Origin of the sequence: Amphritea atlantica (assembly GCF_900111095.1) — a bacterium.
GTDB lineage: Bacteria > Pseudomonadota > Gammaproteobacteria > Pseudomonadales > Balneatricaceae > Amphritea > Amphritea atlantica.
On sequence record NZ_FOGB01000022.1, the window covers coordinates 1 to 23299 of the forward strand.

Annotated in this window: 19 protein-coding genes, 1 tRNA gene and 1 rRNA gene; 7 read left to right on the top strand and 14 right to left on the bottom strand. The window is 51.9% G+C overall.

What is annotated here, in order from left to right:
- Positions 1 to 199: 199 nt before the first annotated feature.
- Positions 200 to 315 (top strand): 5S ribosomal RNA (rrf, locus tag BMY09_RS21050).
- A 479-nt stretch (positions 316 to 794) separates the two neighbouring features.
- On the opposite strand, the gene BMY09_RS21055 is transcribed toward rrf, so the two are convergent.
- The 11 genes from BMY09_RS21055 to BMY09_RS21105 form a co-directional block, all read right to left on the bottom strand.
- Complete coding sequence (locus tag BMY09_RS21055; protein WP_091362116.1) at positions 795 to 2918, bottom strand: RelA/SpoT family protein; 2124 nt, start codon at positions 2916 to 2918, stop codon at positions 795 to 797.
- Positions 2919 to 3016: 98 nt separating this feature from the next.
- Entirely contained in the window at positions 3017 to 3229 is a 213-nt protein-coding gene (rpoZ, locus tag BMY09_RS21060) for a DNA-directed RNA polymerase subunit omega (RefSeq protein ID WP_091362117.1), read from the bottom strand.
- Positions 3230 to 3313: 84 nt separating this feature from the next.
- A complete protein-coding gene (gmk, locus tag BMY09_RS21065; RefSeq protein ID WP_091362118.1) occupies positions 3314 to 3934 on the bottom strand; it encodes a guanylate kinase in 621 nt (206 codons plus the stop codon).
- A gap of 308 nt (positions 3935 to 4242) precedes the next feature.
- Complete coding sequence (locus BMY09_RS21070) at positions 4243 to 5166, bottom strand: alpha-E domain-containing protein (RefSeq protein WP_091362119.1); 924 nt, start codon at positions 5164 to 5166, stop codon at positions 4243 to 4245.
- Positions 5166 to 6614, bottom strand: a complete 1449-nt coding sequence (locus tag BMY09_RS21075) for a circularly permuted type 2 ATP-grasp protein (RefSeq protein ID WP_091362120.1) — start codon at positions 6612 to 6614, stop codon at positions 5166 to 5168. The genes BMY09_RS21070 and BMY09_RS21075 overlap by 1 nt, the downstream gene beginning before the upstream one ends.
- A gap of 250 nt (positions 6615 to 6864) precedes the next feature.
- The gene (locus tag BMY09_RS21080; RefSeq protein WP_091362121.1) at positions 6865 to 8142 is read right to left on the bottom strand and encodes a sensor domain-containing phosphodiesterase; all 1278 of its coding nucleotides are present in this window, start codon (positions 8140 to 8142) and stop codon (positions 6865 to 6867) included.
- On the bottom strand, positions 8123 to 8974 hold the full coding sequence (locus BMY09_RS21085) for a nitrate- and nitrite sensing domain-containing protein (protein ID WP_091362122.1): 852 nt from the start codon (positions 8972 to 8974) through the stop codon (positions 8123 to 8125). Before BMY09_RS21085 ends, BMY09_RS21080 begins: the two co-directional genes overlap by 20 nt.
- A 5-nt stretch (positions 8975 to 8979) precedes the next feature.
- Positions 8980 to 9810, bottom strand: a complete 831-nt coding sequence (locus tag BMY09_RS21090) for a methyl-accepting chemotaxis protein (RefSeq protein ID WP_217647482.1) — start codon at positions 9808 to 9810, stop codon at positions 8980 to 8982.
- Between the two features lie 530 nt (positions 9811 to 10340).
- Positions 10341 to 10778: a phytanoyl-CoA dioxygenase family protein gene (locus BMY09_RS21095; protein ID WP_091362124.1), complete on the bottom strand. Its 438-nt coding sequence runs from the start codon at positions 10776 to 10778 to the stop codon at positions 10341 to 10343.
- An 87-nt stretch (positions 10779 to 10865) separates the two neighbouring features.
- Positions 10866 to 11318 carry a hypothetical protein gene (locus BMY09_RS21100; protein WP_091362125.1) on the bottom strand — a complete coding sequence of 151 codons (453 nt, stop codon included), beginning with the start codon at positions 11316 to 11318 and terminating at the stop codon, positions 10866 to 10868.
- A gap of 51 nt (positions 11319 to 11369) precedes the next feature.
- Positions 11370 to 12233, bottom strand: coding sequence for a YicC/YloC family endoribonuclease (locus tag BMY09_RS21105; RefSeq protein WP_091362126.1), 864 nt, complete (start codon positions 12231 to 12233; stop codon positions 11370 to 11372).
- A 137-nt stretch (positions 12234 to 12370) separates the two neighbouring features.
- Between BMY09_RS21105 and rph the strand changes: the two genes are divergently transcribed.
- On the top strand, positions 12371 to 13138 hold the full coding sequence (rph, locus tag BMY09_RS21110) for a ribonuclease PH (protein ID WP_091362127.1): 768 nt from the start codon (positions 12371 to 12373) through the stop codon (positions 13136 to 13138).
- Between the two features lie 57 nt (positions 13139 to 13195).
- Here rph and BMY09_RS21115 read toward each other — a convergent pair whose 3' ends face one another.
- On the bottom strand, positions 13196 to 13963 hold the full coding sequence (locus tag BMY09_RS21115; protein ID WP_091362128.1) for an exodeoxyribonuclease III: 768 nt from the start codon (positions 13961 to 13963) through the stop codon (positions 13196 to 13198).
- A gap of 198 nt (positions 13964 to 14161) precedes the next feature.
- Here BMY09_RS21115 and pyrE point away from each other — a divergent pair, with 198 nt between their 5' ends.
- Positions 14162 to 14803, top strand: a complete 642-nt coding sequence (gene pyrE, locus BMY09_RS21120) for an orotate phosphoribosyltransferase (protein WP_091362129.1) — start codon at positions 14162 to 14164, stop codon at positions 14801 to 14803.
- Between the two features lie 95 nt (positions 14804 to 14898).
- Positions 14899 to 14974, top strand: a tRNA-Phe gene (locus tag BMY09_RS21125).
- Positions 14975 to 15624: 650 nt separating this feature from the next.
- On the opposite strand, the gene BMY09_RS21135 is transcribed toward BMY09_RS21125, so the two are convergent.
- Together BMY09_RS21135 and BMY09_RS21140 are read right to left on the bottom strand one after the other, a co-directional pair.
- A complete protein-coding gene (locus BMY09_RS21135) occupies positions 15625 to 16806 on the bottom strand; it encodes an iron-containing alcohol dehydrogenase (RefSeq protein WP_091362131.1) in 1182 nt (393 codons plus the stop codon).
- Between the two features lie 52 nt (positions 16807 to 16858).
- On the bottom strand, positions 16859 to 19372 hold the full coding sequence (locus BMY09_RS21140; protein ID WP_091362132.1) for a CoA transferase: 2514 nt from the start codon (positions 19370 to 19372) through the stop codon (positions 16859 to 16861).
- Positions 19373 to 19896: 524 nt separating this feature from the next.
- On the opposite strand from BMY09_RS21140, the gene BMY09_RS21145 reads away from it, so the two are divergent.
- From BMY09_RS21145 to BMY09_RS21155, 3 genes are all read left to right on the top strand, one after another.
- The gene (locus tag BMY09_RS21145; RefSeq protein ID WP_091362133.1) at positions 19897 to 20346 is read left to right on the top strand and encodes a universal stress protein; all 450 of its coding nucleotides are present in this window, start codon (positions 19897 to 19899) and stop codon (positions 20344 to 20346) included.
- On the top strand, positions 20343 to 21971 hold the full coding sequence (locus BMY09_RS21150) for a BCCT family transporter (protein WP_175483626.1): 1629 nt from the start codon (positions 20343 to 20345) through the stop codon (positions 21969 to 21971). The genes BMY09_RS21145 and BMY09_RS21150 overlap by 4 nt, the downstream gene beginning before the upstream one ends.
- Before the next feature lie 102 nt (positions 21972 to 22073).
- Positions 22074 to 23231 carry an iron-containing alcohol dehydrogenase gene (locus tag BMY09_RS21155; RefSeq protein WP_091362134.1) on the top strand — a complete coding sequence of 386 codons (1158 nt, stop codon included), beginning with the start codon at positions 22074 to 22076 and terminating at the stop codon, positions 23229 to 23231.
- Positions 23232 to 23299 lie beyond the last annotated feature (68 nt).

Here is a 23299-nt window from a genome sequence, read left to right on the forward strand (position 1 = left end):
TAACCAGTACTAATTGCTCGTGAGGCTTGACCATATAACGCCAAAAGCGTTTGGGTCAGCTGATAGAAAAAGATACATTGCGGCTGAATAAAACAGCCACGGATTAGAGTTTGTGCATAACTCTCCGATTACAGGATTCGAATGACGCTTTGAGCATAGGTTAACACTGATGTTCAAATCGTTAGAGCAACCAGTTTTGCTTGGCGACAATAGCGAGATGGAACCACCCGATCCCTTCCCGAACTCGGAAGTGAAACGTCTTAGCGCCGATGGTAGTGTGGAGCTTCTCCATGCGAGAGTAGGTCATCGCCAAGCACCTAATACGGAAACCCCAGCACTGTGTGCTGGGGTTTTTTCGTTTGTGGGCAAACGGAAAAATCAGACGCGACTGCGTCGCTTGCTAGAACGGCGCTGCGCGCCTGCTAGTGGTTAGAATAAGCGTAAGAGCAAGAGCAAGAGCAAGAGCAAGAGCAAGAGCAAGAGCAAGAGCAAGAGCAAGAGCAAGAGCAAGAGCAAGAGCAAGAGCAAAAGCCTTTTTAGCCGGGAGTATCGGTAATTTTCACAGAAAGGACGCTTTGTAAGCGGGTTGGAGCATGCCAGCGTGGCCCTGAAGAAGCCAAGGCCCTGTAGCGAGCGACGTCCCGTCGCGATGCTTTTTCTAGCAGGAGCCGAAGGCTCCGTTCTGGCAAGTGGCGTAGCCACGTCTAGCAGCTGCTTTGATTCACGCAGCCACGTCTGGCAACTGTCGTTATAAAAAAACGCACCCGAAGGTGCGCTATTTATGCGGATAAAAGCTAAACCCGGGTGACTTTGTATACGGCTTTGAGCGCTTTGAGCTTGCGCATCACTTTCGCTAAGTGGACCCTGTCCTTAACCGTCAGGTCGATATGGACGGTATTGAGGGCATCGTCTGTTTCGGTGATATCTATTTTCAGAACGTTTGCACTGGCACCCGATGCGGTGGTTGCCAGCGTGGCGATAAGGCCGCGCTTAGGCTCGACTTTGAGGTCCAGATTGACGATGAATTCTTCATCGATGCTGTTAGACCATTCCAGATAGACACACTTCTCAGCATCGTCTTTCATAAAGGCGATATTACGACAGTCGGTACGATGGATGACCAGGCCGCGGCCGGTACTGATATGCCCGGTGATGCTATCGCCCGGAATAGGGCCGCAGCAGCGCGCGTAGTGCAGTACCATCCCTTCGGTACCACGGATAGCCAGAGTTGCCTTATTGCTGTCAGGGAGCTCCTGAGGCTCATCCTCTTCATGCTCAACCGGGCGTAGCCGTCGGGCTACGACATAGGCCATACGGTTACCCATGCCGATATCCTGAAGCAGTTCGTCCAGTGATTTCAGTTCCGCTTCCTGTAACACAGTAGCCAGAGCTGCTGGATCGATCTCTTCTATGCTTGAACCGTAGTTAGACAGGAACTGAGTTAACAGTCGCCGGCCGAGTTCAATTGATTCTCCGCGATGCTGCACTTTAATAAAGTGGCGGATAGCGGAACGGGCTTTGCCGGTGATAACAAAGTTAAGCCAGGCCATGTTGGGCTGGGCGCTGGGGGTGGTAATTATCTCGACTGTCTGGCCGCTGTGCAGAGGCTGTGACAGGGGGGCTAAGCGCCGATTGATGCGACAGGATACACAGGAGTTGCCGATATCTGTATGGACCGCATAGGCAAAATCAACGGCAGTGGCACCCTGAGGTAGTTCAAAGATCCGCCCCTTAGGCGAGAACACGTAGACTTCATCAGGGAACAGGTCGGTTTTAACGGTTTCGATAAACTCCATCGAGTTCCCGGCCCGTTTTTGCATCTCCAGCAGTCCCTGCACCCATTTGCGCGCCCGGTTATAGCCATCAATTGCTGAACTTGAGTCACCGTAGATTTTATAGTGACTGTGTTCGGCGATCCCCTGGCTGGCCACTGCATCCATCTCTTTGGTACGGATCTGTACTTCAATGGTGATATCCCTGGCACCAAACAGGTCGGTGTGCAGTGACTGATAACCGTTGGCTTTGGGAATGGCAACGTAATCCTTGAAGCGTCCCGGCACTGGCTTATACAGGTTGTGTACAATACCCAGGGCACGATAACAGTCGTCTACGGATTCAGTGACAATCCGGAAAGCAAATACATCCATGATCTCGGCAAAGGATTTACCCTTTGTTTTCATCTTACTGTAGATGCTGTAGAGGTGTTTTTCCCTGCCAGAAACCGTACCGGGGAGGCCCTCCTGTTTAAGCCGGTTGCGGATCGCTTCCTCTATGGAGGTGATGACATCTTTACGTTGCCCCCGTGCCTGTACCACAGCCCGGCGGATATATTTGGCCCGCATCGGGTGGTATGACTGAAATGCCAGGTCTTCGAGTTCGAGTTGCAGATCGCGCATGCCTAAACGGGCGGCAACCGGAGCGTATATATCGAGGGTTTCACGGGCGATACGTCGCTGTTTTTCTGGCGGCATAGCGCCGAGGGTGCGCATGTTATGCAGGCGGTCAGCGAGTTTCACCAGTATTACCCGGATATCAACTGCCATCGCCAGTACCATCTTCTGAAAGTTCTCCGCCTGCGCTTCGGCGCGGGTTTCAAACTCCAGATGTGTCAGCTTACTGACACCGTCAACGATATCAGCGACAACTGTGCCAAACTGGCCTTCGAGGCCATCCCGGGAAACCGCCGTATCTTCGATCACATCATGCAGCATAGCCGCCATCAGACTCTGATGATCCATGTGCATTCCGGCAAGAATTGAGGCTACTGCAAGGGGGTGGGTAACGTAGGGTTCACCGCTTTTACGGCGCTGCCCGTCATGGGCTTGTTCAGCATAATAATACGCACGTCTGACCAGCTTGATCTGTTGCAGATCAAGGTAGCCGGTCAGACGATCAGAAAGCGCATCAACAGTTGGCATCAATTACTCCTATGCCTCTAGCGTAGTCAGATTTCTCAGGACTACAAAAAAACAGAAACTATAGTGATGATGCCTTATTCGGACGGATTGAAAAAGAGTTAATCTTCTTCCCGTTCATCCAAAATGCTTACGTCGATATACTGTTCTGCGATTTCACGCAGAGCAACGACTGTAGGCTTGTCATTTTCCCATTCAACTTTTGGGTCTTTACCACCCGTTGCGATCTGGCGAGCACGCTTAGAAGCGATCATTACCAATTCAAAACGGTTGTCTACATGTTCAAGACAATCTTCAACAGTTACGCGAGCCATTTAGCGACCTCGGATATAGGATTCAGTCATTCAGGCCAATTTTCAGACCTGATTCGGAGAGCCGGCCAGTCTACCTGAGCCGATCTATTCTGACAAGAGTCCGGTTAGCATTGCGGCATGCTTTTGTTGTTGTCGTCTGAGTTCCAGTCGGCGGGCAGTGAAGACAGACTGCAGTTCCTGCAACGCGGTATCAAAATTGTCATTGACCAGCAGGTATTGATATTCACGGTAGTGACGTATCTCATTAAGGGCTTCTGACATACGATGATTAATGGTCTCTTCAGAATCGGTGCCACGACCGGTGAGGCGTTTACGCAATTCGGTGATTGAGGGGGGCAGGATAAACAGGGAGACGCAGTCAGGCATCTGTTGGCGAACCTGTTGCGCGCCCTGCCAGTCGATTTCCAGAATGACATCCATTCCCTGTGACAGCTGTTCCTCAACCCATATCCGGGAGGTGCCATATTTATTGGTGAAGACGTTGGCGTATTCCAGGAACTGACCTTTCTGAATTTCAGCGTCAAAGGTTTCCATGGTGACAAAGTTATAATCTTTACCATCGGTTTCGCCTGGACGGATCGGGCGGGTTGTGTGGGATACCGAGACGCGAACCTGTGTGTCCTGCGCTAGCAGGGCTTTTACCAGGCTGGTTTTACCGGCGCCGGAGGGTGCTGAGATAACATACAGGGTTCCTAACTGGGTCATAAATCTGGTCGCTTTTCCGGGCTGTTATTTCACCGTGAATGACGGCATAAAATCTGAGGGGGAGAGTATAGCGCTTTCGCCCGCGATAGAGTATTCGCTGGGTGGAAAATAGCCGCTTAGCGGGGTTTTTTAGGTTGCACAGGTAGCTGTTTTTCCGCGCCGTATCAGGGATACCTGTCTGGGGCCACCGGCGTGGTCAACGTTATGATTGCTGATCTGTTGTGTGGTTTCAGGTCATCGGCGATATTCGGTTCTGCCAGAGAGCGTTGCCTCAGACCTGAGTGCATCAGATGTCTGGTTGAGCTAGTCTACCTGTCCAGCGCGAACCAGCACTGACCAAACTGCATATGCAGGTTCGCAAAGCTTAACTGCAGGTCATTGAGGTAATCGCTGAAGCTTTCATCCAGCTCGCCGGGTTCCCCGGCCAGTAAGGTTTTGAGTTTTGCCAGTTCCTCTATTTCACAGGCGGGCAGCAGATCGACGGCCGCTGCTATCTGATCAGCACAGAAGGTGATTGAGCGGGGGAAGTGTTTATCGTGTAACAGGAACTGACACACCCGGGTTCCCTCAACTGTAGCCCGCATGGTGCGCCGGTAGTTCATGGCGCCATCGCATGACCGTAATACGTTCCCCCAGATGATTTGCGAGGGATCAAGATCCTGTTCTACATCGCTACTGCTCAGCTGCGCGGTAATACCTGCATCGAGGATACGGCTGGCCATATCGGCCCGCTCCAGGTTACGGCCCAGGCGGATAAACTGCCAGGCTGCATCCTTGCTCATGTTGTCTGCCAGAAGACCGTTAATCTGTTGACAACCCTTAATCACATTATCAAGAAAGCCGTGACGATTGGTGCGGTTGATACCATCGCGAATATGTTCTGATACATACATGCACAGCTCATTGATCAGTTCCCACAGTGGCAGCGGTAAGACATCCCGGCTGGTGCGCACATTCTCCCGGGCCATCAGCAGGCTGGATGACATTGAGTTTGGGTTGGTGCTGTCCGCTAACAGCAGTTTGACAACATTTTTTTCATCCTTGACGGTATAACGTGCATTAAATACATCTTCGGATGAGTTGATGACCACCAGATTGAACCAACTGATATTGATTGAGCGGGGCAGGTCAAACAGGAGGTTGTCGTACACTCCGACCATCCGGGCGGTATTTTCAGCTCGCTCGATATAGCGGGAGAACCAGTACATCCGTTCAGCAACTTTAGATAGCATTAGCGTTTCTCCTCAACAATCCAGGTGTCTTTACTACCGCCACCCTGAGATGAGTTAACCACCAGAGACCCTTTTTTCATCGCCACCCGGGTAAGGCCTCCGGTGGTGACAAACAGGTTTTTACCCTGAAGAATAAAGGGGCGCAGATCCAGGTGGCGGGGTTCCGGTGTCGAACCGCACAGGGTGGGGGCGGTTGACAGGCTCAGGGTTGGCTGAGCGATGTAGTTACGTGGATTTTTGCTGATCAGTGTGGCGAACTGTTCCTGCTCTTTTTTGGTTGAGTGGGGACCGACCAGCATACCGTAACCGCCGGATTCATTCGCGGGCTTGACCACCAGCTTATCCAGATTTTCCAGCACGTACTGACGCTGCTCCGGGTCGGAGCAGAGGAAAGTCTCTACGTTTGGCAGCAGAGGCTCTTCCTGCAAATAGTAACGGATGATATCGGGGACATAAGCATAGACCACCTTATCATCGGCAACCCCTGCACCGGGCGCATTGGCCAGCGCTACATTGCCCGCTTTCCATGCCCGCATCAGGCCAGGAACACCCAGCATTGAGTCTTCTCTGAAGGTTTCGGGATCAAGAAACTCATCATCGATACGGCGATAGATCACATCAACCTGTTCCAGACCGCTGATGGTTTTCATATAGACACAATCGTCATCTTCCACCACCAGGTCGCTGCCTTCGACCAGTTCTGCCCCCATCTGCTGCGCCAGAAAGGCATGCTCAAAATAGGCAGAGTTGAATATTCCCGGAGTCAGGACGACGATCTCAGGCTGGGATATATCCCGTGGCGAAAGTGACGCCAGCATATCAAACAGGTGAGCGGGGTAGTTATTCACCGGCAGAATTGAGTCTTTGGAGAACAGCTCCGGCAGAACCCGTTTGGTGATCTCCCGGTTTTCAATCATGTAAGACACGCCGGATGGCACCCGAAGGTTATCTTCCAGTACATAAAACTGGCCATCCAGATCGCGGACCAGATCAGTACCACAGATATTAGCCCAGACACCATGAGGCGGGGTAACACCAACACACTCAGGGCGGAAATTCTTGGATTTCAGGACAATTTCAGCAGGAATGACGCCGTCTTTGATGATCTCCTGATCATGGTAGAGATCGTTGATAAACATATTCAGCGCTTTGAGTCGTTGTTTCAGACCTTTGGCGGTTTTCTCCCAGTGTGACGCTGAAATGGTGCGTGGAATGATGTCAAAAGGCCAGGCGCGGTCAATATTGCCCTCTTCGGTGTAAACGGTAAAGCTGACGCCCATCTCCTGAATGGTTGATTCGGCCATCTCTTTGCGTTTATTTATCTCAGCTGTACTTAAAGAGCCAAGGTAGTTTACCAGCCGGGTCGCCGGTTCCCTTGGGGAGCAGTCCTCTGCGATCAGTTCATCATAAAAGTTGCCGGTGGAATACTCTGTCCAGTCGATACTCATGTAGATACCCTCGGTTCCAGGAACCTTGTTGCACTTTTCTTGTGCGCCCTTGAGCGGCCAATTCAACCATGCCATATAACAGTGCAATATAGCACTAAAAATTGTCTGGAATGGTTGAAAACACTTTGCTATGAAGATTTAGCAATATGCAGGCCACAAGCTAACAGAAACCGTTATATAGCGCTTTGAAACAAACAATCAGGGCATGGTCAGCGGCTCCAATTAAGGGAGCTGTGTCAATGGTGGGGCTTTACTGCCAGTCAAGATCACAGCAGTAAACCTGCACGTGGTTACCCGCTTGAATCGCCTGTGACAGGGTGACACACATGCGCGAGTCGGCTATGGAAAGGTAGGGTTCACTAATAATGGTGGTGCCGGGCTGATCAATGGCCAGGTAGTGATAGGGGCGGTGAGACCAGTTGCCCTTGTCACCGCACAGAAGCGGCGCAAAGCGCAGTTCTATCTGTTGTCTCGGATGGAATGGATTCAGTGTACTGCTGGTCTGATGGCCGTTCTCATCCAGCAGAAAACAACGCACCGCGCGGGGGTCTCGGAAAAGTTGAGTACAGCTTTGCGGCAGGCTTTCATGGAGGATGAAGTCATTCAGTGCCTGTTGAAAAAGGTGCTTGATATGCCCCATATTGTCTGACTGAGCTTTAAACTGCATCGAGCGCTGATCCCTCTGCCTGAACAGCAGTTGGTCGATGATGTCGCAAGCGGTGTTCTCTGTTAACAACCAGGGGGCAGGGCGGGCGAAATAAAAGCCTTGCATCATATCCGCATTTGCGGCGATCGCTGCCGTCGCTTCTGCTTCAGTTTCAACTCCCTCAACCACTACCAGACTTCCGGTCTGGTGCAGCAAAGAGATTATTCCCGAGAGAATACTGGCTGCCCGTTTGCTTTGTGCGGCTTCGCGGATCAGGTTTCGGTCGAGTTTGACGATATCGGGTTTCAGTTGCCAGATACGATCAAAGTTTGAGTGGCCAGCGCCGAAGTCGTCAATGGCGATCAGGCAGTTTAGATGATGAATATAATCGATATAGTTTTTCAGGAGTCCGGTGTCTTTGACTTCGTTTTCCAGAATCTCAATAACCAGTCGGTGCGCGGCTAACCCCGTGTCTTCTAACAGTTGCTGGGTGAACCCATTTTGCGGGTTCTCACAGATCAGCGATTGCGCGTTGAGGTTTACGAACAGCCACTCATTGTTGACACTCTGCGGAGTGAAATTTTGCACATGCAGTGTGCGGCAAAGTCGGTCCAGCGTCAGCATCTGAGAACTGTTTTGGGGTAATGACAGCAGCTCTGCCGGCGGGATTGATAAGCCCGCTGCAGATCGGGCTCTGATCAGCCCCTCGTAGCCGATAGGGCGTCGATGTGCGACGCTGTAGATCGGCTGAAAGTGGCTTGAAAGCGAATAGTCCCGATACTGGCCAGGGGAAGCGATGTACTTCGCTATCCGTTTTTTTTCTGACCGATTCGCCGAGCGGGTTATCGCTTCGTATGGCGTGTCAGAACGCTTTGGTAACATGCTGTAAATCCTTTAACGCAGCATCCATCAGCCCCAGAAGGTTATTAATCGCGACGGTTGCCTGTTCGAAGTAGAGTTTGGCGTCTATTTGAGGGCGATCGCAGTTTAGCAGATCCTGCTCCAGGCATAACAGGAAACTATTCACGGTTGCCTGTGATTGTTGCAGATTAAGGTGGTCTGTTTTGCTTTGTTTCAGCGCGGTAAAAGCGGTTAACGATAGCTGTTTGATTTTTGCATGCAGAAATCTCAGGCGTACTCTCTGAGCGGCGCTGCTGGATCCTGCTGCTGCGATGCCGGTGCCAAGTGCCCGTGCCTGGCCGGTCCATTCTGCGGTTTGCACCACTTCCTGCCAGATGCTCTGCAGATAGTTCATCTCTTTGGGGCAGGAGCTCAGATCCAGTTCACTGGCTATATCCTCGATCAGAAAGATGGTGTTGCGGATCAGGTCATGATGATTGAGCAGATTGGTGTCTGCAGACGTTGTGCTCTGGCAAATCTGTTGCCACTGGGTAGTCAGTCTATGCCATTGGGTCTGATATCGTGTGCTCTGTTGTCGGGCTTTGGATATATGGGTTTCGAGTTGCTTTCTGGTGATATCCAGATCAGTCTGGAGGCTGTGGTCTCCTGAAAGCAGACCGGTGCTTAGTCCCCGATGCCGCTGAAAGTCAGCCAGCAGAAGCCGGAGTAACGCCAGTTGCTTAATGCCTGAGGTCAACTGGCGGTGTTGCTGCTTTCGCATCCGCCGGTGCAAGATAAAAAAGATCGCAGCAAGGCCCGTAAGTAGCAGGATACCGGTTAATCCTGGCCACTCTGGATAGAAAAATCCGGTCATCCTGATTACCCCGTCAGCTGTGTCAGATGGTGAGCGATGGTTCGTGCCTGGGCCGCTGCCTCGAGATTATCCCTGTTGCCCTGAGAGACCCGTTCAGCCAGAGCGGCTATTTCGGCAACCGCCAGGCTTTGTTGTTCTGTGCTGACGGCAACCTGTATAACCTGTTCAGTTAACGCCTGCGTACGACCACAAACGCTATCGAGTTGTGAGCGAACCCGCTCCGAACGCTGCAGGCTCTGGTTGGCACTGGCTGACAGGCGGGACATTTTTTCACCGGTTGAGGTGATATGGTGCTGTACAGACTCAATCTTGCGGGTGATCTCTGCCGCCGATTCCTGGCTGTGACGCGCCAGGTTACGGACCTCATCTGCCACCACGGCGAAACCTTTACCACTGGCTCCGGCCCGTGCCGCTTCGATGGCGGCATTCAGGGAGAGCAGGTTGGTCTGATCGGCAATGCCCTGAATCACCCCCGACATTTTGTTGATCGCTTCGGAGTTAGCACTCAGTTCGCGCATCAGCGCATTGGTGGCAAGTGCCTGTTCTGCTATATCGGCAACAGTGGCAACCAGCTCATTTAATTGCTGAATACTTTCTTCAATCTGGGTACTGGCATCCAGACTGGTGTGCCGGGAGGCATCTGCCAGTCGGGTGACCTCATTGATGCTGACATTCAGTTCTTCAACCGCAGCCGCCGCTGTGCCAGCGGCGTCACTTTGTTGTTCCGCGCTACGAGTGACACTAATGGCGCTTTGTTCCAGTTCCTGTGAAGAGTGGGAGATCTCATCCAGCCGCTGTTGCAGTAGCTGTTGTTTTCGGCCTGATGCTCTCAGCAACTGCTGAAACTGACGAAACAGTGGTTGTATCAGTAACCCACCTGTACAGTCAGATTGTTCTGCGGATACTGGGAGCGTTCTATCACTGAGGTGATCAACTTCTCTCAGAAGTAATCCGAGTGTCGCGCAGCCAAGGTATCCGGTTAATAGTAAGGGCCAGACAGGGGGGTTGGGTAGTATCAGGAATAAACCTAAGCCGGACAGAGTGGTGGCTGAAAGTAGCGCGATCACTCCTTTGATTCCAATCTGATATAACAATAAAAAAACCGGATAGGTTAACCACTGCATTGAGCTCTCTCCCTCAGAAACAAAAAAAGCCCCTATTTAGTCATCGGAGAGAGGACTAAAGGAGGCTTCATTGCCATGCCAAAATATTGTCAGAAAGAGATAGCAAAAAGTAAGCCGCTTTAGTGTATGGCTGAATATTCAGTGGATATCGCAAATAATGTGCTTAGTGGCCGCTATTTTTGCCCCCTTAACTACCGGTGATTCATTATTGTGGGCAAAAACGGTGCAATCAGGTGGTTGGATTATTCATTGGATGTTGCCCTTGTGGTTGTGCTGGCAACCTGCTTCGCTACCTGCTTTTCGGCAAACCGGTTTATCGGCTCAAAATCAGGCAGGGGGAAGGGGATATACGGGTTTAATCGCGAAGAGAAATAGACCGACAGGCGCGAAGAGTCTGCCGCAGCTTCTCCCCTGCGGTGAAAGCCGGAGGTATCGGCAATCACCAGCGTATTGGCGGGAACATCAAATGTCTGAATATGCAAAAGATCCAGTGAGGCCAGTTCACGCTCAGGAATGCGCAATGATCCTCGCGCCGCATAGCGTTCATTCAGCTGCCGCCCCTGAATGCTTTGTCGGTACTCCCAGCCAAGCCGTTTCAGCGTTAACCGGTGAGAACCTTCGACATACTGGAAGGGGCCTTTGTCGGCCGTGACATCTTCAAGAAACAACCAGGCTTTCATCGTTGGGTGAAAGGTATCTGAATGGAAGTGTTTCTGCGGGTCGCCGTTAACTTCACAGCCGCGGTTGCAGACACGCAGGAAGTGGGGTCAGGGACGGATAGCGGTTGAAGCCACGTAAGTCAGCAGATCTCTTATTGAGGATGACTCACACAGCATTCTGGCTGCAGGAAGCTGCTTCAGGGCCTCCTGATCAAGAAAGGTGATCCGGGTGGTGGTATTGCCCTGAATAAACTCCCGAATCTCTGGCCAGCAGTGCTCACCTTCATCCTGCAAACGTTTAAACAGTTCAGGCGGTAGAGCATTGCTGATGCGCAAATAATCCTTTTGACGAAACTCGCGGCGGTGTGCTGAACTGATGTTCCAGCTAAGAATCCAGCGGCGAAACCCTGTTATTAAACGAGCAATAACAACTCGCAAAACATGCAGCCCCGGGCGATTCAGAAGCCTGTTGCCCAGAATTGGGTTGGCTTCAAATGATTTAGCCTCGGTAAATATCTCGGCGATCCAGATCAGGTACTTAACGAACATGTTCTGTTTCAAAATAGGCTCCGGGGCGTTTACCGCTATCTGTTTTAATATAGATAAGCAATATCACTCAATATTCTGGATCTGTTCCCGCATCTGCTCAATCAAAACCTTCAGTTCCACTGCGCTTTGAGTGGTGTCCGATACGATTGATTTGGATGACAGGGTATTGGCTTCGCGGTTGAGTTCCTGCATCAGGAAGTCCAGTCGGCGGCCAACAGGGCCTTTGGATTTGAGCACCCGTTTTACTTCCTGAACATGGGTGTTGAGGCGGTCCATCTCTTCATCCACATCAGCTTTCTGGGCCAGGATGACCATCTCCTGCTCAAGACGGCCTTCGTCCAGCTCCGCTTTGAGGTCTTCCAGACGGGCTCTCAGGTTGTCGCGCTGGGCCTGCAGGATACCCGGTAACTTAGAGCGGACTTCAGTCACAATCTCAGTAATGGTGTCGAGGCGCTGATCAATCAGGGCGGCCAGTTCTACACCTTCGCGGCCGCGGCTGTCGATCAGTTCATCGAGCGCTTTGTGAAACAGGGTCAGGGAGGCTTTCTTGACGGCGTCCATGTCCAGCCTGGTATCCTGCAGAACACCCGGCCAGCGCAGCAGATCCATGGTGTCGATCGGTTTGGATACCGGGAGCAGGTTTTCCACCTGCTGTGCCGCTGCCAGCAGTTCCCGGGCAAAGGCTTCGTTTACGGTCAGCGTCTGCGACTGGGCCTCTGGTACAAACCGCAGTGTGCATTCTACTTTGCCGCGGCTGAGCTTGTTGCGCAGGGTTTCCCGCAGCGGACCTTCGAGATCACGCAGGCTTTCTGGCAGACGCAGGTGGGGCTCCAGATAGCGGTGATTGACTGAACGGACTTCCCAGATCAGGCTGCCCCACTCATGTTGCATTTCCTGGCGGGCAAAAGCGGTCATGCTACGTGTCATATTGTCGGTTCTCGTTTAGAATGCTGTTTTCGTTGCCGACACTGAACGGGTGTTGGCGGATTTGCGCTTTATTCTAACAGTCCTCGGCCGCTTCCACTATGCGTGCAGTCGGGGTTCCGAACAGGATTCCTAAGTACATGAGCTCAACAATTTCAGATCAGTTACAAAACCTTGGCGTCACAACTTTCCGGCCGAGTAATCGCAGGGCGGACCAGATGCGTGAGGTGCGTATCACCCGGAACTTCACTAAGCATGCTGAGGGCTCCGTGCTGGTGGAGTTTGGCGATACCAAAGTGATCTGTACCGCGTCGGTTGAGCGGGGTGTTCCACGTTTTCTGCGTGGCTCGGGTTCGGGCTGGGTTACCGCTGAGTATGGCATGCTGCCGCGGGCAACTGGCAGTCGTAACGGCCGTGAAGCCGCCCGGGGACAGCAGGGTGGTCGTACCGTTGAGATTCAGCGGCTGATTGGCCGCTCACTGCGGGCCTGTATGGATCTGAAGAAACTGGGTGAGAACACCATTACCATCGACTGTGATGTTATTCAGGCGGATGGCGGCACCCGCACGGCGTCGATTACCGGTGCGTATGTGGCTTTGCGCGATGCGGTCAGCTTTCTCAAGAAAGATAAGCATGGGGCGATGAAAGGGGATCCGATCAAGTATGGCCTGGCGGCAATCTCTGTTGGTGTCTATAAAGGTGAACCAGTGCTGGACCTGGATTATGCTGAAGATTCTGCTGCCGAAACCGATATGAATGTGATCATGACCGATAAAGGTGGTTTCGTTGAGGTACAGGGCACCGCAGAGGGTGAACCCTATTCACAGGAAGAGCTGAATGCGATGCTGGAACTGGCAAAAAAGGGCATTGCAGAGCTGTGTGAGCTTCAGGAAAAAGTTTTAGCCTGAGCCTAATCGAATATAAAAAGGGAGCCACGGCTCCCTTTTTTATGCGTCAGGCCGATCTCAGAGATCATAATCAATAATCAGCGGTGCGTGGGCGGAAAACACCTCACCCCGGTAGATTGAGGCTGATTTGATCGTTTTACGCAGGTTGGCGGTGGTGATCTGATAATCCAGGCGAGCTCCCTCGTTCAGATCCCGTGCTTTGTTGTAGTCCGGCCACCAGGTGTATTGCTGATCCACATGGTTAACCTGACGGAAAGCATCGACATACCCCATTTCGCCAAACAGCTCTTCCATCCATTCCCGTTCCTGAGGCAGAAAGCCGGACACCTTCTGGTTAACATACCAGTTGCTCAGGTCCTTTGGTTTGTGGGCGATTAACAGAGGCCCGCAGAAGATAAACTCACGTCGTTTGCGCAGGGTTTTGGTGAAGTGTCCCTTGAGCAGGTGAAGATATTCATCTTTGGCCTGTTGAGCTTCAGCGCCCTTGAGACCTGAAGGGACACTGAAGGATGCCACACTGACATTGTCAAAATCGGCCTGAATAAAGCGACCATTGAAGTCACACTGTTCAAATCCAAGACCGGTCATAATCGCTTTCGGCATCACCCGGGTGTAGATCGCCACGCCACTATAGCCATCTTCAAAGGCATCGAAGAAATAAGCTTCATAGCCATCCGGACGATAGCGTTTATCATCCAACTGATAATCTTTGGCACGCAGATCCTGCAGACATACCACGTCGGCATCCTGCTTCACCATCCACTGGAAGAACCCGTTGTCTGTTGCCTGTTCAATACCCTGCGTATTGAATGTAATGACGCGCATAACGTATAAACCTGTGAGAAACACAATTTGAGGCGAAAGGCGCATTGTACTGGGTGTTTAAGCAAAATTGAATCTAAAGCACCGACTATTAATGGTTCCGTGAAGAATTCAGAGTTTAAGTATTGTTCACAATGGAGGCACAGTAAGAAACCCTGTATTATACGCGCTACTTTTTACACAGCTTTGCGGAGACCCCGGATGCAGGACTATCAGAGAGAGTTTATCGAGTTCGCTATTGATAAAGAGGTGTTGCGATTCGGCGAGTTCACCCTGAAATCGGGCCGCACCAGCCCCTACTTTTTCAATGCGGGACTGTTTAACAGTGGTGCCGCGCTTGCCCGTCTGGGCGCCTGCTATGCGGCAGCCATTCAGCAGTCCGGTATTGAGTATGATGTCATCCTGGGGCCTGCCTACAAAGGGATTCCGCTGGCCGCAGCAACCTGTGTGGCGCTGGCGACTGAGTTTGGTCAGGATGTTCCCTACGTGTTCAACCGCAAAGAGGCAAAAGACCACGGTGAAGGGGGCAATCTGGTGGGGGCGCCGCTGGAAGGCCGGGTATTGATCATCGATGATGTCATAACCGCAGGTACTGCGATCCGTGAAGTGATGGATATTATCGATAAGGCAGGAGCAACACCGGCAGGCACCGTGATTGCGCTGAACCGGCAGGAGAAGGGCAAAGGAGAACTGTCGGCGATTCAGGAAGTGGAGCGCGATTACAATATGCCGGTTGCCAGCATCGTGTCGCTGAACGATCTGCTTGATTATCTGGCAGAAAAGGGTGGCATGGACGCTCAGATCGAAGCAATTTCTGCATATCGGACACAATATGGTATCTGATCGGTTACTTATTGATCAATAACATAATATTTCACAGGACAGTCTGGAAATTAAGTTGATTTTTATTGGGGGGCCGTGTTTAATAGGCGCCCGTTGCCCGGATAGCTCAGTCGGTAGAGCAGAGGATTGAAAATCCTCGTGTCGGTGGTTCGATTCCGCCTCCGGGCACCACTTATTTTTGATAGAGCCTCGCTTCGTAGCGGGGCTTTTTCGTATCTGGAAGTTGGTTAGGGCGTCCTCGAACCTGGTTCGATTATTTGCGTTTTCTGCTTACACCTAGGGCCATCATCAAAGAGCGACGATGTTGTAATGGCCTTCGGCCATCGCTCCGCCTCCGGGCATCAATGATTCTGATAAAGCCTCACTCATCTTTGTAAAAAGAGAGTTGGGGCTTTTTCGTATCTGGGACTTGGGCAGGGCGTCCTCGAACCGGTTCGATTATTTGCGTTTTCTGCTTACACTTAGGGCCATCATCAAAGAGCGACGATGTTGTAATGGCCTTCGGCCATCGCTCAGCCTCCGGGCACCACTTTTTTTTGATAGAGCCTCGCTCATCTTGTAGGAAGAGAGCTGGGGCTTTTTCGTATCTGGGACTTGGACAGGGCGTCCTCGAACCTGGTTCGATTATTTGCGTTTTCTGCTTACACCTAGGGCCATCGTCAAAGAGCGACGATGTTGTCATGGCCTTCGGGCATTGATCCGCCTCCGGGCCCACTTATTTTGCTAGATCTTCATTTATCTTGTTAAGGCCGGTTAGTTAACCGGTTGCTGAATGATCGTTAGACTGATCAGTTCACAAAGAGAGAAAACGGGAAGCATGGTCACTGCGTATGCCACAGTTTTTCATAGATGAAGATGATCTCTTCCCGGGTGGGAATGCGTGGATGGTTGTGAATCAGGTCGGATGCGATGACCTGTTCGGTCATCTGTTCGAGATGGGTATGGAAATACGCTTGTTCCACGCCGTATGCTGACAGGCTCGGAAGTTTTAGCTCCTGGTATAGGGTTTCCAGCGCAGCAATAAGTTTTTTAATGGCAGCCTCATCGCTGTCTTTATCGGTCGCTATACCCATGGTTCTGGCGCAGTTAGCGTACCGTTCCGGAGTAGAAGAGGCGGAAAATGCTGTGATGGCGGGTAGCAGCATCGCATTAGCAAGATTATGAGGCAGGCGACAAAAGCTTTGCAGCGTGTTGCTCATGCTCTGCAACAGAGCGCCTGAGGTGATGGAAAAAGCGCTGCCCGCCAGGTTGGCTCCCAGCATGATAGCTTGTCGCGCAGTGGTATTATTTTTCTGCAGTACTGCGGGACGCAGGTTTTGACTGATCAGGCGTATGGCTGTTAATGCCTGCAGGTCGCTATACGGCGTCGCGTTGCGACTGACGAACGATTCGATTCCCCGGGCTAATGCTGCCAGCCCGGAATCGGCGATCATTCGCGGGGAAAGGCTGCGATTCAGTTCAGAATCGACGATTACTGCAACGGGATTGAAGCCCAGGTCTGTGCAGGTGATCTGTGATTCTGCGTTGTTATCCTTAATAAAACTGTATTTTGATGTTTCAGATCCGCTGATGGCGGTAGGTATTGCGATAATTGGCAGGCCGTCGGTCGATGCAGTGTGATAGCGGGTATCCAGAGACGTGAATCCCGATTCTGCTACCCTGCCGATCGCTTTAGCGATGTCGATTGTGCTGCCGCCACCCAGGGCGATGATGCAATCAAAAGGCTCAGGGAAAAGGTCGTTATTTCCGGCCAGCGCTTTGGTTACCCCCGCGGTTATTGCAGTGATGGTTGGCTCTGTCTGTATTTCCTGAAAAATTTCGTGGCGGATACGATAGGTATCCAGCAGTTGAGAGACGCGGTTGGTAATACCCAGACCGGCGATGGCTATATCGGTCACAATCATCGGGACACGATAACCCAGTGAGCGAAGAATATGCGGTAGCTCTGAGATCGAACCGTCGCCTATCTGCATAATACGTGGGGATACGATACGATAAGACATGCAACCCTCCTGAAAAGTAACAGGCGGGGGACTCCCCGCCTGTTTGGTGCAATTAACTTGGCAGGAACTCTCTACCCCAGGCCAGGCCGGCAATTTTGCGTTCAATCATCGACTCGATTTCAATCTCGCTGTAACCCACCGAACGGAGTATTTCTCGGGTGGAATGACCAAAGCTTTCTGCGGGCGACACCGCTTTGATTCTGGCTTCAACAGGCCGGATAGCGTAATGATCAATCTGCGTCAGGCAGTGACCGCTGGGATGATCAGGGTGGATCGAGAAGGCATAGCTGCCCCGGTCGACTCCCACACTGCCATCGGCTACGCGGCTGTACTGATCGCGCAGGGTTTCGATCGAGTTAGGTACCGCCGCTGCGATATCGGCACTGTGCAAAACATCAACCCAGTATGCGCTAACGGCTTGTTTAAAGGCGGTTGTCAGGTAGTCTGAGATGCACTCAGCATGGACAATCTGCTCCAGCCCCTCGATAGCGCTAAGTTTATTGAGTTCAGAGATATCTGAGTCGAGGAATATCCAGCCATCGCTGGTCTCGTAGAAATGGGACAGCTCGTGATTCCCCTGTACATTACGACCGGAGGGTTCATCGAACGGTGCCCGACCTTCATAGTCGAACGCAAAGGGAATCTGGGCCAGGTTGGTAGCTGCTGACAACGACGTTCTGACACGGGATACGATGCCGGTTCTGAGTTTGTGATAGATCGCCACGGCCATCCCCAGACCAGCAGCAAAACCACAGTTTACATCCAGTGTCCCCAGGTGGGCGTGCTCCTCAGGGGTGTCCGGACCGCCAAAGCGACTCATGATACCGCTGTTAGCCTGAATGATATCGTCGTAACCGATATAGTTAGTTTTGGGGCCCGGACGTGGGCCGCCAAGGCAGTCGAGGCGACAGAACAGCACACCCGGATTGACGGCCTGCAGGCTGTCATGGTCCAGGCCCAGTGGTATCATCTGTCGGCTCGGTGCGTTGATCAGTACCAGATCGACTGAACGTACCAGGCGGTTGAACGCTTCGCGGCCCTCTGTCGTCATGATATCAACCAGGGCTTTTTTCTTGCCCATGTCAGTCTGGAAGCTAAACAGGGTGCCGATCAAAGGATCGTACAGTGGCGTAACCGGATCAAGCTTGATCACTTCGGCACCGAAACGGCTCAGGAAGGCGCCGGAGTGCGGACCGGCAATCACATTGGTCAGATCCAGAACCCGCAGACCGTCCAGCCACCCTTTACCGGATGCTGGCTGAATAGCATTACCCACAGGACGGGTGACCCTTTCTGCCTGAGCAACGGACTTCAGTTCTGCCAATGCCTCATCAAAGCTGACTTTTTTGCGTGGTTGTGGTGTCAGCATCTGCTCGGCATTATGTTCAAACCAGGTAAAAGGGCCTGGTTGTTTCATCAAACCGTATTCCGGATCATCAACTTCAACGATCAGGCCTGCGGCATTGGTGTGTTCATTGTTAACCCATTCCTGGGTGGTGCGATGCGGTGCCCCCGGAATCTGACCTTCGCCAAAGGCCACGCCCCACTCTTCAGAGGTCCTGGTCAGAAAAGCCTTTTTCATTTTTGCAGAGATAATGTCTGCCCACTTTTTCGGCAGTGGATAAACACCAATCGAGGTTTCCCCCTCCCATTCTGCAATCGGCTGGTGCAGGTCTTTTACATCGGGCAGGCCTTCGGCGACCAGCTCATCATAGATTCCCAGAACCTGCAAAGCCCGTTTGGCATGGTTGCGGTGGGATGGGCAGACACAGTAGAACTTGCGACTATCGGCACACTCATAAGTGCGATAGAAAGGATCCAGGTATTCCTGCAGATCATCATAGGAGAGATCCATTTTAATGTTGTTAGCTTTACGGTATTCGATCTCGTGTTCACGCATGGTTTTATAACGATCGGGTAGCCCTTCGACAACATAGGAGTTGTAAGACAGGCCTTCCATCAGGGCAGCACTTACCGGAACTTCGATACTGTCTCCACGGCCAGTTTTTTCCCGCTCCAGCAGGGCTAGCACGACAGAGCTGGCGGCCAGCGTAGTGGCGTAGGACGAACCCAGCGGCAGAGGTGAGAAGCTGGGCTCAATACCCATTAGTACCCGGTTGAAACCCATATCGGTGAAAGCGCCAGAGGTGGCTGCAACCACTGCTTCGGTGGCTTTCCATTCACGCCGCAGCTCATCATTGCTGGCAAAACCCGGTACGGAGAGGGTGATCAGTTCCGGGCGCTCAGCGCGTAGCTGCCCGAAATCGATCCCCAAACGCTGCATGACTCCCGGACGAAAACTTTCGATAACGATGTCGGCCTGTTCGATCAGTGACAGTGCTTGCTGCAGACCGTTGCGGGTCTTCAGGTCCAGATTCAGACAGCGCTTGTTGCGGTTAAGAATGGCATTAGCCGGATGGTTCCATTGAGGTCCCTGAGGTGGATCGATATGTATCACTGTGGCGCCGAGATCTGCCAGAGTCATGGCCGTCGCTGGACCGGCAATCTGTTGGCCAAAGTCTACTACGCGGACACCGGTCAGAGGTAATTGGTTGTTATTGTTCATCTCAATTTTCTTCCTAATCAGAAGCGGTTCCTGCCCGTAGCAACGCTTATCAAGGTGAGGAACGATCGGTTTCTACTGTTACATCCGGAAATGCCGGTTTGTATTCAAAGCGATCATGGCTACGGTCGCCTAAGGCGGCACTGGCCTGATCGCTGATAACGTTCCTCTGCCGACGGGACTGTTCGGCACGGGAAGGCTATCGGTTGGCAATGTTAGGAGTGAACCAGGAGCGGAACCAGCAATAAAAAAAACCGCTTAGGCATCATTTTTTTTATGGCTTTGTTTTGTGTCTTCAAGGTAATTGAGTGATCTATCTGTTTTTAATAGGTTTTTTATAAAATCTTATGAGACTGCCTGTCTATACATAAATATTTTATGGTCTAAGGGTGTTTTTTTTTTGCTTTTCAGTTCTGGGGCGATTCATAACAATGGCTGCCGAATTGCTTCTGCAGCCAGTCTGGAAGAAGTGGTCACTGCCACCGGGCTCGATTCAAAAACCTGAACCCTAAGCAAAGAGACGAACCATGAATAATAAATACAACAACATCGTCATACCGGTAGATCTGTACCACGAAAGCTCGTGGCGTTCAGCCCTGCCGGATGCAATCGAACAAGCGCAAAGCAACGGTGCAACATTGCATGTTGTCACCGTTGTTCCTAATGCCGATATTCCCGCTATCGCGGCTCATCTGCCGGATGGAATTGATGAACATATCCAACAGGAGGGCCTCGAATCACTCAAGCAGTTGATTGCACAGCAGGTTCCGGAAAGCATTACCGTTAATCCAATGGTTGGTCAGGGGAGTATTTACAAAGAGATTCTTCGTTTGGCGACTTCAGTTGATGCGGATCTGATCGTCATGGCATCCCATCGTCCGGAACTAAAAGACTACCTGATAGGCGCCAATGCTGCTCATGTTATGCGTCATGCTGATTGTTCCGTGATGGTAATACGCGAAAGGAGTGCGTCATGAATTATAAAGCGATGATGCCTGAAACGGGCCTGTTTGCTGGTACTCACCCTATTATGGCAGTCGGCTCAGGCCTGCTGGTAATGGCGTTTGTGTTATTTACTGTTATCGATCCGGAATATGCCAATTCGATCTACAGTGCTGCTAAAGCGTATATTGCGTCAGACCTCGGCTGGTACTATGTGGGGATCATGAGTGCGTTTCTGTTTCTCTCCGTATGGCTGATCTTTAGCCGTTATGGAGATATCCGGCTGGGGAAAGAGGGAGAAAAGGCTGAGTTTAGCCGTTTTTCATGGTTTTCCATGCTGTTTGGCGCGGGTATCGGCATAGGCATTCTGTTCTGGAGTATTGCCGAGCCCATCTATCACTTTCAGAGTAACCCGTTTATTGCAGACGGGCAGGCTAAGACTGTAGAAGCAGCTCAGGTAGCGATGCGAATTGCTATTTTCCATTGGGGTTTGCATGGCTGGGGATTATTTGCGGTCATCGGTCTGGCGCTTGCCTATTTCTCGTATCGTAAAGGCTTACCCCTGTCTATCCGTTCGAGCCTGTATCCCATCTTTGGTGACAAGATTTATGGGCCTATTGGTCATGCAGCAGACCTGCTGGCAGTCTTTGGTACGGTCTTTGGTATTGCTACCTCACTGGGCCTTGGGGCGCAACAGATGAATGCCGGCCTGAACTATCTACTCGGTCTGGAAGTGTCTATCACCAATCAGATTATTCTGATTGCCGTTATCTCGGTCGTTGCTACCGCCTCCGTTCTTTCCGGTGTGAATAAGGGAATCCGGATTCTCAGTGAGCTGAATATGCAGTTGACGATCGTGATTCTGCTGCTGTTTGTCATCTTTGGACCGACCGCGTACTTACTCGGCTCCTTTTTCACCAATACCGGTGACTACCTGTTCCATGCAGTAGAGCTGGGTTTATGGGTTAATCCTGACCCTGAGAGTCAGTGGCAGGGCTGGTGGACAATTTTCTACTGGGGTTGGTGGATCGCCTGGGCTCCTTTCTGTGGCATGTTTATCGCCCGTATTTCTAAAGGACGTACCATTCGTGAGTTTGTCCTGGGTGTGTTGCTGGCGCCGACTATGCTGGCGGCATTATGGATCACCATTTTTGGTAATACCGCGATGTTTATTGAGTTGTTCGGCAGCGGCGGTGTGACCGAGGCGGTTAACGATGATCTGACGATGGCGCTGTTTAAAACGATCGAGCTGATGGGCAATGGTGAGCTGGTGACCATGCTGATGGCCGGCATCTGTACCGTTTTGCTGGTGACTTATTTTGTAACCTCGGCTGATTCTGCGACGCTGGTTATCTGTACGCTGATCTCCATGGGTGATGAGCATCCGCCAGCGCGTTATCGGGTCTTCTGGGGTATCGCTATCGGTGCGGTGGCTGCGGTATTGCTGTTTGCTGGTGGACTTAAAGCCTTGCAGACTGCGTCTATTGTGGCTGCATTACCATTCTCGATTGTGGTCATTCTCGCGGCTTTTGGCTTGTGTAAATCGTTACGTAACGAGCCGCTTCCAGGGGCGCTGACTGTCTCTCCTAAGAGTCTTGCAAGCACTGTGCTGACGCCCTCCGTCAGTGAAAAAGATGTTGCTGTAACCGTTAACACATAGCCTGACCGGGCACCATAGCCCTCTGGTTGAGGTGCCCTAACAGCGCTTATTTATTGGATTTCCAGCTGGATAATGCTGGGATCTCAGAAAAGTGGAGTTCTTATGTCTACTCAGATAATTCTTCCCCGTGTCATGCAGGTTGGTGAAGGGGCAAGTCAGGAAATTCCGGCTATCCTCACCAGCCTGGGTTGCTCCCGGCCGTTGATTATTACCGACAAGATGATGGTCCAGCTGGGTTATGCAGATAGCATTCAAACCCGTTTAGCGGCACAGTCCATCACCGCCGAGGTCTTTGATGACACGGTACCAGAGCCGACTGTCAGCTCTATTCAGGCGGGTGTTGATACTGTGCGTCATGGTAACTACGACAGTATTATCGCCCTGGGTGGCGGTAGTCCGATCGACAGTGCCAAGGCGATCAGTATTCTGGGTAAGTTCGGCGGCACGATGCGGGATTACAAATTCCCCCGTATCGTCAATGAGGAAGGTCTGCCAATTATAGCGGTACCAACCACCGCCGGTACCGGATCAGAAGTGACCCGTTTTACCATCATTACGGATGAAACCACTGATGAGAAGATGCTCTGTGTCGGTATCGGTTTTATGCCGGTCGCAGCACTGGTGGATTTCAGCCTGACCCTGAGCCTGCCGGCGCGGATTACAGCGGATACCGGTATTGATGCGCTGACTCATGCGATGGAAGCCTATGTCAGTAAGAAGGCCAGCCCATACAGCGATAGTCAGGCACTTTCGGCGATGCGCCTTATCGGCCCTAATCTGCGTCGGGTGTTCCACGATGGCACTGATAAAGCTGCCCGGGAAGCGATGATGCTGGGCTCAACGCTGGCGGGGATCGCTTTTTCCAACGCCTCGGTCGCGCTGGTGCATGGCATGAGCCGGCCAATAGGTGCTGCTTTCCACGTGCCCCATGGCTTGTCGAATGCGATGCTGCTACCTGCGGTTACCGAGTTCTCTATCCCCGAAGCCGCAGAACGCTATGCGGATTGTGCCCGGGCGATGGGTGTTGCCACCGAGCAGGACAGCACCGATGTGGCCAACAGTAAACTGATGGATGAGTTGCGGGCTCTGAATGATGAGCTGCAGGTGCCGACACCGGAGCAGTTCGGCATTGCTCGTCAGCAATTCTTTGACCTGATGCCGACCATGGCTGAACAAGCGCTGGCGTCAGGTTCACCGAATAATAACCCCCGTGTACCCAGTGCTGAACAGATTGTCGAGATCTACAAGCAGCTCTGGTAACGCCTGAGCAATTGTCTCCCTTTGCTATACCGGCAGGCTAAGTCCTGCCTGATTCAACTTTGAGGAAA

Coding starts and splice junctions, on each gene's coding strand:
- gmk (WP_091362118.1), bottom strand. CDS start 3,934: ATGACCCAGTTAGGAACCCTGTATGTTATCTCAGCACCCTCCGGCGCC.
- BMY09_RS21155 (WP_091362134.1), top strand. CDS start 22,074: ATGTCTACTCAGATAATTCTTCCCCGTGTCATGCAGGTTGGTGAAGGG.
- BMY09_RS21055 (WP_091362116.1), bottom strand. CDS start 2,918: ATGCCAACTGTTGATGCGCTTTCTGATCGTCTGACCGGCTACCTTGAT.
- BMY09_RS21080 (WP_091362121.1), bottom strand. CDS start 8,142: ATGTTACCAAAGCGTTCTGACACGCCATACGAAGCGATAACCCGCTCG.
- BMY09_RS21135 (WP_091362131.1), bottom strand. CDS start 16,806: ATGTCTTATCGTATCGTATCCCCACGTATTATGCAGATAGGCGACGGT.
- pyrE (WP_091362129.1), top strand. CDS start 14,162: ATGCAGGACTATCAGAGAGAGTTTATCGAGTTCGCTATTGATAAAGAG.
- rpoZ (WP_091362117.1), bottom strand. CDS start 3,229: ATGGCTCGCGTAACTGTTGAAGATTGTCTTGAACATGTAGACAACCGT.
- BMY09_RS21140 (WP_091362132.1), bottom strand. CDS start 19,372: ATGAACAATAACAACCAATTACCTCTGACCGGTGTCCGCGTAGTAGAC.
- BMY09_RS21115 (WP_091362128.1), bottom strand. CDS start 13,963: ATGCGCGTCATTACATTCAATACGCAGGGTATTGAACAGGCAACAGAC.
- BMY09_RS21145 (WP_091362133.1), top strand. CDS start 19,897: ATGAATAATAAATACAACAACATCGTCATACCGGTAGATCTGTACCAC.
- BMY09_RS21105 (WP_091362126.1), bottom strand. CDS start 12,233: ATGACACGTAGCATGACCGCTTTTGCCCGCCAGGAAATGCAACATGAG.
- BMY09_RS21070 (WP_091362119.1), bottom strand. CDS start 5,166: ATGCTATCTAAAGTTGCTGAACGGATGTACTGGTTCTCCCGCTATATC.
- BMY09_RS21150 (WP_175483626.1), top strand. CDS start 20,343: ATGAATTATAAAGCGATGATGCCTGAAACGGGCCTGTTTGCTGGTACT.
- BMY09_RS21085 (WP_091362122.1), bottom strand. CDS start 8,974: ATGACCGGATTTTTCTATCCAGAGTGGCCAGGATTAACCGGTATCCTG.
- BMY09_RS21075 (WP_091362120.1), bottom strand. CDS start 6,614: ATGAGTATCGACTGGACAGAGTATTCCACCGGCAACTTTTATGATGAA.
- BMY09_RS21095 (WP_091362124.1), bottom strand. CDS start 10,778: ATGAAAGCCTGGTTGTTTCTTGAAGATGTCACGGCCGACAAAGGCCCC.
- rph (WP_091362127.1), top strand. CDS start 12,371: ATGAGCTCAACAATTTCAGATCAGTTACAAAACCTTGGCGTCACAACT.